The following is a 13,069-nucleotide window of genomic DNA, read 5'->3' as shown; positions in this document are numbered from 1 at the left end:
TACAACTATCAACCAACTCAGTTGTAGCGACAATCATTCCGGTGGCATGCTGTGAGCGTGGACACGGAATGGCTCGACCGGGACCAGTCGGCGGCATGGGTGCGCCTGGTGGCGATCCTGCAGCTGCTACCAGGCGTTCTGGACGCCCAGCTCCGGCACGACGCCGAACTCACCCACTTCGACTACTACGTGCTGGCGATGCTGTCGGAGGCACCGGACCGGGTGCTGCGGATGACCGCACTGGCACAGCAGACGGGAGCCACGCTCGCCCGCCTGTCCCACGTCGTCCAGCGACTCGAGGCTCGCGGCCTGGTCGAGCGCTTCCCGTGCCCGGAGGACAAAAGAGCGACCAACGCCCGCCTCACCAGCGCCGGATGGCGGAAAGTGCGGGACAGCGCCCCCGGCCACGTCGCGGCCGTCCGCCAGTACGTGATCGACGCGCTCACCCCGGCGCAGATCGCACAGCTGACCACCATTTCCGACGCGATCCTCCACCGCCTCGACCCCGAGGGCGCCCGGGCCGCGCTCTACCGGCGGTACGACTCGCCCTAGCCATCGACAGCCATCGACAGCCATCGACGCCCGCTCGGCGGACCGCTTGTGTCGTCCAGGACGGCCGCGAGCACTTCCCGCGGGAACCCCTTAGGGGCTGGCGGCATCGCCGTAACACCCGATAGGGATGTCTCAGGCATGGCAGGTGGGAACGGACATTGCCGACGCCGTGAGCCAGACCAAGCTGGAGGAAGCCGATGACCGTCAAAGCTGCCCGACGGCGTAAGGGAACGATCATGCGGGCTGCTGCCGCCGCGCTGGCCTTCGTCTTCCTGGCGACGGTTCCCGCGGTGGCCGCGGACACCGGCCCGGAGTACCGGCTGGCCGGTCTGCACCGGCCGGTGGACCTGCTGATCGACAAGTGGGGCGTACCGCACATCTACGCGGCCGACAGCAGCGACCTGTTCTTCGCACAGGGTTTCACCGTCGCCCGTGACCGGCTGTTCCAGATCGACACGTGGCGGCGCCGCGGTCTCGGCCAGCTCAGCGAGGTGCTCGGGCAGTCCTATGTGGATCAGGACCGCGCCGCCCGGCTGTTCCTCTACCGCGGCGACATGGACGCCGAGTGGGCGGCGTACGGACCGGAGGGCAGGCTGGCGGCGACCCAGTTCGCCGAGGGCATCAACGCCTACGTCGACTGGCTGGCCCGCAACCCGTCGGCGCTCCCGCCGGAGTTCGCGCAACTGGGCTACCGCCCGGCCCACTGGGCGCCGCAGGACGTGGTGCGGATCCGCACGCACGCCATCGGGGAGAACCTGAGCTGGGAAGTCACCCGCGCGAAGCTGGTCTGCCTGGCCGGGCCCGGCGCGAGCCGCTTCCTGCGGAGCCTGCATCCCACGCACGAGGCGGTCGTGCCTCCGGGGCTCGATCCGTGCTCGATCCCGGACGACGTGCTGAAGGTGTACAACCTCGCGACCGCCGCCGTTTCCTTCACCGGCAGCGACTTCCAGACCAAGGACATCGCGGATGCCACCTCCGGCAGCAACTCGTGGGCGATCGGAGGAGAGCGGACCGCCTCGGGCCGTCCGATCCTGGCCAACGATCCGCACCGCGGGGCCGACGCGCTGCCCTCGGGCCGGTATGTCGCGCAACTGTCGGCGCCCGGGCTCGACCTGGCCGGCGCGGGCGAGCCGTGGAATCCGGGAATCGCCATCGGGCACAACGAGAACATCGCGTTCGGGCTGACGAACCTGCCGATCGACCAGACCGACCTCTACGTCTACGAACTCGACCCGAATGACCACACCCGCTACCGCTACGGCAACGACTGGGAGCGGATGACCACGGTCACCGAGGCCATCCCGGTACGGGGCGGAGCGCCTGCCGTCCGGCAGCTGTCGTTCACCCGGCACGGTCCGGTCGTCAAGGTCGACGAGGCGGCGCACCGGGCGTTCGCGGTCCGCACGGCGTGGACGGAGCCGGGCAGCGCGGCCTATCTGGCCAGCCTGAACTACCAGCGGGCGGACAACTTCCGCGAGTTCACCGCGGGCATGCGGGCATGGGGCACCCCCGGGTCGAACCTGGTGTACGCGGATGTCCACGGCAACATCGGTTACGTTCCGGCCGGGCTGACGCCGCGCCGCACCGGGACCGGTTACGACGGCCTGCTGCCGGTGCCCGGCGACGGCCGGTACGAATGGAACGGCTTCCACGCCAACAGCGAGCTGCCCGGCCAGTACAACCCCTCATCCGGCTTCTTCGCCTCCGCCAACGATTTCAACATCCCGCCGGGCTATCCGGTCGTTTCGAACTACGAGTGGCAGCTGCCGTACCGCAAGCAGCGCATCGACGAGCTGATCACGTCCCGCCCCGGCGCCACCGTCGCCGACTCGCTGAGCCTGCAGAAGGACGAGAAGTCGCTGGTGGCCACGGGACTGCTGGAGTTCGTGCGCGGACTGTCCTCGACGGACCCGGACACCGCCAAGGCGCTGGACCTGCTGCGCGGCTACGACGGCGTCACGTCGGTGGATTCGGCGGCCGCCGCACTGTTCGAGACCTGGATCATGAAGTACCTGCACTACGCGTGGGCGCACGCGGTGCTGCCCCAGGCTGCCGCGGACGTGCTGGCGAGGACGATCAATCCGGACTTCAGCCTGATCATCTCCTCGTTCGCCGATCCGTCGTCGTGGCTCGGCCCGGACGGCGCCGCGGTACGCGACAAGCTGATCCTCGACACCTTGCCGCTGGCGTTCCGCGACGTCGCGGGCAAGCTGGGCACCGACCCGTCGGCCTGGCGCTGGGGCGCCCTGCACTACCAGGAGTTCGTCCATCCGCTGGGCGGACCCAACGTCGGCCCCACCCCGGTCGGCGGGTCCTACCACACGGTGCACCCGTCCTTCTACCATCCACTGACCTACCAGCAGATCATCGGCGCCACTTTCAAGATGGCGCTGGATGTCGGCAACTGGGACGGCTCGTACACGATCAACGCGCCCGGGCAGTCCGGCGACCCCCGCAGCCCGCACTACCGCGACCTGTACGAGTTGTGGGCCTCGGGTGGCACGTTCCCGTTGCTGTACAGCAGGCCGGAGGTCGAACGGAATCTCGACGTGCGGATCCGGTTGGTGCCGTCAGGTCTGGACAACTCCTGACAACAGGCGCTGGACGGCCTTTCGGCGCGGCGGGACCAGACAGGAATCGGACAGGATCGCCGGCAGGCGTTCGTTCCCGTTCCTCGCCGGGATACGGTCGCCCGGGATTGTCGAGGAGGCAGCGGTGGCGACTCGGACACGGATTCTCCGGCGGCGGACCCCGGCGACGCTACTCGCCGTGGTGTTTGCGGTGGCCGCACTGGTGATGTCGGGCGTGGCGGCGGGCGCGGCTCCGCCTTCCCACTCTCCCGCGCGGGTGGTGACCGCCGGGCAGGCGCGGTTCGAGGTCCTGTCTCCCACGCTCATCCGGACCGAGTACGCGGGCGATTCCGCCTTCGTCGGCGCCGGCACGTTCAACGCCGTCGGCCGAGGCGACTTCGGCTGGAGTCCTTTCACCCAGACGACCAAGGACGGCTGGCTGACCCTCCGGACCAGCGCCGTGGAACTGCGGTACAAGCTCGACTCCGGCCCGTTCGGCGACGACAACCTGACCGTCCGGCTGCGCACCGGTGCGCAGTCCGTCACCGCTCACCCCTGGGCCGGGAAATTGGCGCCCGTCTGCCCGTTCGCCACCCTGTGCGAGGCGGAGGACACGCAGCTGGCCGGTCCGGGCGTGGCCACCGACCACCGCGGCTACACCGGGCGCGGCTTCGCGGCGGGCTTTCAGAGCACCGGCGACTCCCTGACGTTCCGCACGGCCGCCCCGGCCGCGGGCGACTACCAGCTGGATCTGCGCTACGCCAACGGAACCGGAGGCGACGGGCAGCACACGCTGCGCACGCTCACGGTGCGCGTGGACGGCGGCGACGCGCACACCGTCTCGCTGCCCACCACCGCCGACTGGGACACCTGGGCGCTGGCCACGGTCCCGCTCGCGGTGGCCGCCGGGGCACACCAGGTGACCGTCGAGCGGGCCGCCGCCGACTCCGGCAACGTCAACATCGACAGCCTTGCCCTGCTGGCGCAGGGTGCGTCCTATCCCCAGCCCACGCCGCCTCCCGCCGTTTCCTGCTCCTTCGGCTCCCTCTGCGAGGCCGAACAAGGTACCGCGGCCGGAGGGGCCCGCCTCGCCGACGACCACGACGGGTATTCCGGAAAGGGCTTCCTGGCAGGCCTCGAGCAGGCGGGAGCGTCCGACACCCTCACCGTGACCGGCGTGCCGGAGGACGGCCAGTACGCCCTGCAACTGCGTTACGCCAACGCGATCGCCGGTACGGATCCGGTCCAGCCCCGCACCCTCTCGGTCCGGGTCGGCGACGGCACCCCGTCGACGGCGACGCTCGCGCCGACGAGCAGCTGGAACTCGTGGCGGACCGTCGCCGTGCCGGTCCGGCTGACGGCCGGCACCGACACCGTGACCCTCGGCTGTCCCGACGCCACAAGCTGCCACGTCAACCTCGACACCGCCGCCTTCGTCACGACGCCCTCGCCGCTGCTCGCCCCGCACGCCGCGCTCGGTGGCTACCGCCGCGGCCTCGACGGTGTGGACGGCACCGCCGTCACGGCGCCGGGCATCCTGTACCAGGACGGCTGGTCGCTGCTCGACGACACGGCGTCGGCACTGTACGACCCGCAGACCGGGAAGGTGGTCCCGCGCCCGGCGCACGGCGGCAAGTCCTATCAGGACGGCTACGTTTTCGCCTACGGGCAGGACTACGCCCAGGCGCTGCGGGACCTCGCCCGGCTGACCGGCCCGGCCATGCTGCTGCCGCAGTGGGCCTACGGGGTGTGGTACTCCGAGTACTACGACCGAACGGCCGCGGATTTCGAGAACATCGTGCGGCGGTTCCGTGCCGAGCACGTTCCTCTCGACGTCCTCGTCGTCGACACGGACTTCAAGGCGCCGAATCGCTGGAACGGCTGGGAAATCGCCCCCTCCCGCTTCCCGGACCCGGCCGCGTTCTTCCGGTGGGCGCACGAGCAGGGTCTGCACACGACGCTGAACATCCACCCGAGCATCCTGGCCTCGGACCCGCAGTTTCCCGCGGCGCAGGCGACCGCGAAGGGGAAGCTGAAGCCCGGCGGTTGCGGCGGCGGTGGGGACTGCTTCGTGTTCGACTTCGGCGACCCGGACCAGCTGCGGGCCTATTTCGACCTGCACCGCCCCATGGAGCAGCAGGGCAACGACTTCTGGTGGCTGGACTGGTGCTGCGACGGCTCGATCTCGAGTCTCGCCGGGGTGACCCCGGATGCGTGGATCAACCAGCAGTACGCCACTGACACGGCGAAGACGACCGGCCGGGGATTCGCCTTCTCGCGCGCGTACGGCTCCTTGCAGGCCGGCGGTTACAGTTCGCCCACCACGGTGCCCACGGGGCCCTGGGCCGACAAACGGACCACCCTGCACTTCACGGGGGACGCCATCTCCGACTGGGCCACGCTCGGGTACGAGGTCGGCTACACGCCCGGGGAGTCCGCCGCGACCGGGCTGCCGAGCGTGAGCCACGACATCGGTGGCCACACGCGGGGACTGCAGGAACCGGGCAGCGAACCCGGCAGCACCAAGCTGCCCGACGACCTGTACGCGCGGTGGGTGCAGTTCGGCACGTTCCAGCCGATCGACCGGCTGCACTCCAACCACAGCGACCGGCTGCCGTGGCAGTACGGGGCGGCCGCCGACGCGTCGGCCACGAAGTTCCTCAACCTGCGCGAAGACCTGCTGCCCTACACCTACACGCTCGCCCGGCAGGCGAACGCCACCGGGCTGCCCATCGTGCGGCCGCTGTACCTGCAGTACCCCGGCGAGCAGGAGGCCTACGCGCAGGCAGGCGGCGAATACCTGTACGGGCCGGACGTTCTCGTCGCGCCGGTGACCAGCCCGGGCACGACCGCGACCACGACGGTGTGGTTCCCGCCGGGCAGCGACTGGACGGACTACTTCACCGGCCGCACCTACCACGGAGGTACGTCGGCGCAGGTCACCACGGGCTGGGACACCATGCCGGTGTTCGTGCGCTCCGGTGGCATCGTCACCACGCGCACCGGGGGCGGCGCCTCGCCGGCCGACCTCACGGTCACCGTCACGGGCGGGCACGACGGCTCGTTCACCCTCTACGAGGACGACGGGGCGTCGGCCCGGCCCAGCGGTGCAACCACCACGATGACCTACCGCGAGGATCGCCGCGGCGAGACGCTCTCGATCGACCGGCCGCGGGGCGAGTACCCCGGCCGGCCCGCGGACCGCACCTGGACCGTCCGGTTCACGGCGACGGCTCCCCCGGCGGCGGTGCTCGTCAACGATCACCTCAGCCCCGCCCGCGACTGGGAGTGGGACGCGGCCACGAGAACCGTGACAGTACGGACCCAGGCGCAACCGGCCGACCACCCGCTCAGCATCCGGCTGCTGACAAGGTAGCGGGAACGCGGGGAACGCCGACGGCCGGACATTCCGGAAATTCCCGCCAAGACGACTCGGCTGTTCGGGTCAATTCGCGCCGCCGCGGTCTCTCCCGGGAACCGGCTGATCCACTCTTGCGTCCGAGCGCCCGGGCTCCGGCCGGGTGAGCGGGTGGAGGTGAGGAACTGCGATGAGCAACCCACTGGTCGCGGCGAAACAGGACTCCACGACCTGGCATTCCGGAATCAACGTCCTCGACGACGCGGCCGGGGTCTACGACGGTGTGCAGTCGGGGTCGTGGATCGAGGGCGGCATCGCCGCGTTCGGCACCGGCATGGATCTGCTGACCATGGCGATGAACCCGGTCGGCACCCTGATCTCCTACGGCCTGAACTGGCTCATCGAGCACGTCAAACCGTTGCAGGACGCGCTCAACCAACTGGCCGGGGACGCCGACCAGATCGCCGCCTACTCCCAGACGTGGAAGAACGTGGCGGAGGCGGTGCAGAAGGCCGCCAAAGAACTGTCCGACACCGCCACCCGCGACACGGCGAACTGGACCGGCAACGCCGCCGACACCTACCGCGCCCAGCTCAAGAACAAGATCGACCACCTCGGCGCGGCCGCCACCTGCGCCGAGACCATCTCGACCGTGGTGCAGATCGTCGGCGTCATCACCGGCGCCGTGCGCGGCATGGTCCGCGACATGGTCACCCAGGCCGTCGGCGACTTCATCCAGGACGCCCTCGAAGAGGTCTGCTCGCTCGGGCTGGGCACTCCCGTCGTGGTCGCGCAGGTCGTCGAACAGGTCTCCGCCTGGATCGAGAAGATCGGCGCCCTGATCAAGAAGCTCATCAACTCCGTCGAGGCGCTGCGCCCGATGATGAGCAAACTCGAAGAGATCTTCGCCGCCATCAAGAAAGTCATGAACGCCCTGCACGGGCACACCGAAGAACCCCACCTGCCCGGCGACGGTTCCACGCACGCTTCGTCCGCCTCCGGCGAACCGCACACCACCCCTGCCGGCGAGGATGCCCCCACCACCAGTGCCGGCGACCACCCTTCCGACCCGCCACCGACCTCGGCGGGCGGCGACGGCACGCCTCCCTCCCACGAGGGCGGAACCGGGGACCCGTCGATGAAGGAGAACAGCGGCGACCCGCAGGCCGACGGACGGCAGAAGCAGTGCGCCCCCGGCTCCGGGGACCCGGTGGACCTCACCACCGGTCAGATGTTCATGGGCCAGACGGATCTCGAACTGCCCGGCGTGCTGCCACTGGTGCTCCGGCGGACCCATTTCTCCGACTATCGCGTCGGCCGCTGGTTCGGCCGAAGCTGGGCGTCCACACTGGACCAGCGCATCGAGATCGAAGACGACGCGATCTACTTCGCCGACGAAGACGGCGCGCGGCTGCGCTATCCCCTCCCGGGCGCGAGCGGCAACCCGGTCCTCCCGGCAGCCGGGCCGCGTTGGCCGCTCGAACGCGCGGACGACGGCACGTACCGCATCAGCCGCCCGGAGCGCAACCAGGTCCTGAGTTTCCAGCCCACCCAGGCGCCGGTGCGGCCGGTCGCGGAGATCACCGACCGCAACGGCAACCGCATCGAATTCCGTTACGACAGCGGCGGCTCACCGGTCGAAATCGTTCATTCCGGGGGTTACCGGATCGGCGTGGACACCGCGGACGGCCTGGTCACGGGGCTGCGGCTGCTCGCGGACCAGAACCAGGAGCAGGACACCGGCACCGTGCTGAAGCGGTACCGGTACAACGAACGGCGGCAGCTGGCCGAGGTGCTGAACTCCTCGAACCGTCCCATGCTGTTCGACTTCGACCTGGCCGGCCGCATCACCCGCTGGCAGGACCGCAACGGCGAGTGGTACCGGTACGAGTACGACGGACGAGGCCGCGTGGTCCGTACCGAGGGCTCCGGCGGCGCGCTGACCGGTACCTGGCTCTACGACACGGAAAACCGGGTCACCGTCTACACCGATGCGCTCGGCAACGCCAGCACCTACCACTACAACGAGGCCTACCAGATCGTCCGGGAGATCGACCCGCTCGGCCACCAGGTGCTCCGCGAGTGGGACGGGTACGACCGCCTCACCGCCGTCACCGATGCGCTCGGGCGAGTCACCCGCTACACCTACGACGAGGCCGGCAACCTCACGACCGTCACGCGGCCCGATGGCACCCAGGAACTCACCGAGTACAACGAGTTCGGTCTGCCTGCCACGGTGGTCGACCCGAACGGCGCGGTGTGGCGCCACCGCTACGACGGGCGGGGGAACCGGGTCGAGACCATCGATCCGCTCGGTGCCCGGACCCGGTTCGGCTACGACGAGCGCGGCCACCTGAAGTCCGTTGTGGACGCGATGGGAAACACCCGGAGCCTTGTCACCAACGCCGCCGGCCTGCCGATCGCGGTCACGGATCCGCTCGGCGCGACCACGCGGGGATCCCGCGACCAGTTCGGCAGGCTGGCGAGCGTCACCGATGAACTCGGCCGCGTCACCCGCTTCACCTGGACCGTGGAGGGCGAGATGCTCACCCGCACGGATCCGGGCGGTGCCACCGAACACTGGCGTTACGACGGCGAGAGCAACCGGGTCGAACACGTCACCGCGGACGGCCGCGTCACCAGGATGCTGACCACGCATTTCGACCTCCCCGCGGTGCAGATCGACCCCGACGGCGCTCGCACCGAGTTCCGCTACGACCGGGAGCTCCGGCTGGTCGCGGTGATCAACCCCGTGGGCCAGGTCTGGCACTACGACTACGACGCGGCCGGGAATCTGGTCCGGGAGCGGGATTTCGACGGCCGTGAGCTCGTCTACCACTACGACGCGGCCGGGCAACTCGTCCGGCGGGTCAACGGAGCCGGCGAAGCCGTCGACTACGTGCGCGACCCTCGGGGCCACGTCATCGAACAGCGAACGTCCGACGACACCGCGCGGTTCGAGTTCGACGCCATCGGCCGGATGGTGCGCGCGGTGAACGCGCACGCCGACGTGGTCTTCGAGCGCGACCTGCTGGGCCGCGTCCTGGCCGAAACCGTGAACGGGCGGACCGTTTCCTCACGTTACGACGTGCTCGGCCGCCGGGTGTTCCGCCGCACCCCGACCGGTGCCGAGAGCGAATGGAGTTTCGACGCGCGGCATCAGCCCGTCGCGCTGCGAAGCGGCGGGCGAACGGTCTCCTTCGGACACGATCCGGCGGGCCGCGAGACCGAGCGACTGCTCGACACCGGCACGATCCTCGCGCAGAGCTGGGACATCACCGACCGGATGACGGCCCAGACACTGTCCACAATGGCCGGGGGGCGCGCGACCGCCCGCCCGATCCGCCGCCGCGAATACCGGTACGGGCCCGGCGGCCTGCTCTCGGCCGTCGTCGACCAGGACGGCACCCGGTCCTTCGACCTCGACCCGGCCGGCCGGGTGACCGGCGTCGAAGGACCGGGGTTCACCGAGAGGTACGCCTACGACCGGGCGGGCAACCTCGCCGCATCGCCCGATGTCCGGTACGGGCACGACGCACAGGGACGGGTGGTGTTGCGGACGCGCAAGCGCCTCTCCGCGAAGCCGGCCGTGTGGCGCTATTCCTGGAACGCCGAGGACCGCCTGACCGCGGTGATCACCCCGGACGGCACGCGCTGGCGTTATCTCTACGACGCGCTCGGGCGCCGCATCGCCAAGCAGCGGCTTGCCCCGGACGGCCTCCTCCTCGAACAGGTCGACTTCTCCTGGGACGGCACGGCGATCGCGGAACAGACCCACAGCTCCGGATTGTCGGTCAGCTGGAACTACGAGCCCCGCAGCTACCGGCCCGCGACCCAGGTCGAGCGCGTGCCGGATCCGCGGGGCTCGCAGGAATGGGTGGACAGCCGGTTCTACTCGATCGTCACCGACCTGGTGGGAACGCCGACGGAACTGGTCGACCCGTCGGGCAACACGGCCTGGCGCTCCGCCACCACGCTGTGGGGCGCGGCGTTGGGAGAGGTGACGAACACCGCTTCGACACCCTGGCGCTTTCCCGGTCAGTACCACGATCCGGAAACCGGCCTGCACTACAACTTCCAGCGCTACTACGATCCGGTCTCCGGCCGATACTGCAGCAAGGATCCGCTGGGACTGGCCGGCGGCCCGAACCCGAGCGGCTATGTGCGCAACCCCTGGCACTGGATCGACCCGTTGGGGCTGGCGGAGAGCTGCGACCCCCCGCTGCCGGAGCGGCCGGAAAGCAGCCCCGCCTATTCGGTGGCCTACGAGGCCCAGCTCGACCCCGCCAAGGACTTCCCCGGTCGCAGCGACAAGCACCATTTCGCGGTCGGCAACCGCCAGTTGCACTCCGCCTTCGAGTCCGATCCGGCCTTCGCGAAGGCGATGAACGAGCTGTACCCGGGCATTGTCGACAACGTGAAGCCGGGACCCCGTGGGGCCTTCCCGCGCACCTCCCCGCACGAGGATCTAACCTGGCACCACGAAGCCAACCGGCCGGGCACACTGCAGCTCGTTCCCCGGGCGCACCACGCGGGGCCCGGCCCCGTCCAGGGGTCGCTCCACCCGGGTGGCCGGGGCGGCATGGAGAATTGGGGAGGTGGCCGGCGCCGATGACCGGTACCGATGAGGCCAGGCCCTGGCTGACGACCTGGGGCGAGGTTCTGGGCGCGCTGCCGTCCTTGCGGCGCAGCGACATGGTGTGTTTCGGGAACGGGCCCTCCGCCCCCGAAGACGGTTGCCTGGTCGCGGACAGTGCCGATCTCGACGAGGACGAGGACGTGCCGCCCGAGGCGGCCGAGCGTGACTGGAACACGGCGCTGCTGAAGGAAGAGATCGAGGACATCCTCGGCAATCTCCGGCAGCAGATCGGCGACCCGTCCATGGAACTCATGCTTCGGGCGATCGCCTATTTCGTGGACCACGACGCCTTCCTCGCGGTCGGCTAGTTCCCGGCTCCGGCCCCGTCGGCGCCGCTCTCGGTATCCTCGGCAGCCGGTTTCCGGCAGGTGTGGTTGAACAGCAGGTTGAGCGCGAAGGCGACCACGGCGGCGTCGGTGATCCCGCTGCCGGCGATGACCTGAACCGCGGTCGGGAAGGCGTGGTAGAAGTGCGGGACGAAGACCGGCAGCAGGCCGACGCCCAGCGCGGTCGCGGCGATGGTGAGGTTGTGGCCGCGGTCGAGTTCGGCTCGGCGCAGGGTGGAGATGCCGACCATGGCGACCATGGCGAACAGCACGAGGCTCGCGGCGCCGATGACCGGGCCGGGTAGCGCGGCCACCAGTCCGCCGATCTTCGGAACCAGGCCGAGTACGACGAGGATGGCGCCGGTCACCGCGGTGACGTAGCGGCTGGACACCCTGGTCATGCCGATCAGGCCGACGTTCTGGGCGTAGACGGTGTCGAGGAAGGCGTTGAACACACCGCCGAGCAGGCCGGAGAAGCCGTCCGTGGCCAGGCCCCGGGCCAGTCGCGGGCTGTCCACCGGATCGCCGGTCGCCTCGCCCACGGCCATGATGCTGGCCGTCGATTCGGTGAAGATGACCAGCATGACGATGCACATCGACACCACGGCCGCGACCGGGAAGCGCGGTGCGCCGAACAGGAAGGGGCTGGTCAGCCCGAACCACGGGGCCGCGGCGAGCCCGGAGAAGTCGACGAATCCGAACGGGACCGCGAGCGCGGTACCGGCGACGAGCGCGATCAGGACCCCGATCCGGCCGACGAACCCGCGCCCGACCCGGGCCAGCAGGACGATGATCGCGATCACGGCGGCGGCCAGCGCGAGCCGCCTGACCGAGGCGTAGTCCGCCGCGGCCGGGTCCTGCCCGACGATCATTCCCCCTGCGGTGCCGATCAGCGAAAGCCCGACGACAGTGATCACCACGCCGGTGACCAGCGGCGGGAAGAAGCGGATCAGCCGCGAGAACGGGACCGCGACGAGCAGGCCGAACACGCCGGCGGCGAGCATCGCGCCGTAGACGGCCCGCACACCGTACTGCCCCTGGATCAGGATCATCGAGGTGAGCGCGGAAAAGGTCGCACCGGTGACGACGGGCATCCGCAGCCCGAGGACCTTCTTGAGCCCCAGGCTCTGCACGGCGGTGACGATGCCCGCGACCAGCAGGTCCGCGTTGACCAGCAGCCCGACCGTGCGTTCGTCGAGACCGGCGGCGGCGCCGAACACGAGGGGCACCGTGACACAGCCGGTGTACATGATCAACATGTGCTGCAGGCCGAGCAGGACGGTCCGGGCCGCGCTCAAGGTGCTCCCGGCCGGTCGTGTGGGCATCGCGGAACTCCGATCGGTGGACTCGATGGGGCCGTGAACTGCTTCTTGTTGCTCACTGCTCCGTTCCGGGTGAGGAGAGGACGCGGGGACGACCGGGCGCTCGACGCCCAGCCTACTGACCCCGCACCAACGGCGACGGGCACGCTCGGCCGCAGAGCTTCAATTCCGGAATTCCCGCACGAGTCCGAAGTGGAAGTGACCGAACCGGCCGCAGCGTGTCCAAAAGGGCCCGTCGCCGTCGGCCACGGCGGCGTTGTCCCCCGTGCGAGCTACCCACAGATGTCCACCGCACGGTGATG

General features: G+C 70.0%; 6 protein-coding genes. 5 read left to right on the top strand and 1 reads right to left on the bottom strand.

What is annotated here, in order from left to right:
• Positions 1-57: 57 nt before the first annotated feature.
• The 5 genes from ORV05_RS12840 (at position 58) to ORV05_RS12820 (ending at position 11,427) form a co-directional block, all read left to right on the top strand.
• Entirely contained in the window at positions 58-552 is a 495-nt protein-coding gene (locus tag ORV05_RS12840; protein ID WP_268758710.1) for a MarR family winged helix-turn-helix transcriptional regulator, read from the top strand.
• Positions 553-788: 236 nt separating this feature from the next.
• Positions 789-3,143 carry a penicillin acylase family protein gene (locus ORV05_RS12835; protein ID WP_268758709.1) on the top strand — a complete coding sequence of 785 codons (2,355 nt, stop codon included), beginning with the start codon at positions 789-791 and terminating at the stop codon, positions 3,141-3,143.
• Positions 3,144-3,267: 124 nt separating this feature from the next.
• Positions 3,268-6,498 (top strand): TIM-barrel domain-containing protein, encoded by a 3,231-nt coding sequence (locus ORV05_RS12830; protein WP_268758708.1) that lies wholly within the window; start codon positions 3,268-3,270, stop codon positions 6,496-6,498.
• Between the two features lie 172 nt (positions 6,499-6,670).
• Positions 6,671-11,095: a DUF6531 domain-containing protein gene (locus tag ORV05_RS12825; RefSeq protein ID WP_268758707.1), complete on the top strand. Its 4,425-nt coding sequence runs from the start codon at positions 6,671-6,673 to the stop codon at positions 11,093-11,095.
• Positions 11,092-11,427, top strand: a complete 336-nt coding sequence (locus tag ORV05_RS12820; RefSeq protein WP_268758706.1) for a DUF7716 domain-containing protein — start codon at positions 11,092-11,094, stop codon at positions 11,425-11,427. Before ORV05_RS12825 ends, ORV05_RS12820 begins: the two co-directional genes overlap by 4 nt.
• Here ORV05_RS12820 and ORV05_RS12815 read toward each other — a convergent pair.
• Positions 11,424-12,770 carry a nucleobase:cation symporter-2 family protein gene (locus ORV05_RS12815; RefSeq protein ID WP_268758705.1) on the bottom strand — a complete coding sequence of 449 codons (1,347 nt, stop codon included), beginning with the start codon at positions 12,768-12,770 and terminating at the stop codon, positions 11,424-11,426. The two genes, ORV05_RS12820 and ORV05_RS12815, sit on opposite strands and share 4 nt — an antisense overlap.
• Between the last annotated feature and the right edge of the window lie 299 nt (positions 12,771-13,069).

Source organism: Amycolatopsis cynarae, assembly GCF_026802195.1.
GTDB lineage: Bacteria > Actinomycetota > Actinomycetes > Mycobacteriales > Pseudonocardiaceae > Amycolatopsis_E > Amycolatopsis_E rhizosphaerae.
Note: the sequence above shows the minus strand (reverse complement) of the source record. Positions and strands in the feature narration are given on the sequence as shown.

Excerpts from the sequence above, each read along its gene's own strand:
- ORV05_RS12825 (WP_268758707.1), top strand. The coding sequence starts at position 6,671 with ATGAGCAACCCACTGGTCGCGGCGAAACAGGACTCCACGACCTGGCAT.
- ORV05_RS12820 (WP_268758706.1), top strand. The coding sequence starts at position 11,092 with ATGACCGGTACCGATGAGGCCAGGCCCTGGCTGACGACCTGGGGCGAG.
- ORV05_RS12815 (WP_268758705.1), bottom strand. The coding sequence starts at position 12,770 with ATGCCCACACGACCGGCCGGGAGCACCTTGAGCGCGGCCCGGACCGTC.
- ORV05_RS12835 (WP_268758709.1), top strand. The coding sequence starts at position 789 with ATGCGGGCTGCTGCCGCCGCGCTGGCCTTCGTCTTCCTGGCGACGGTT.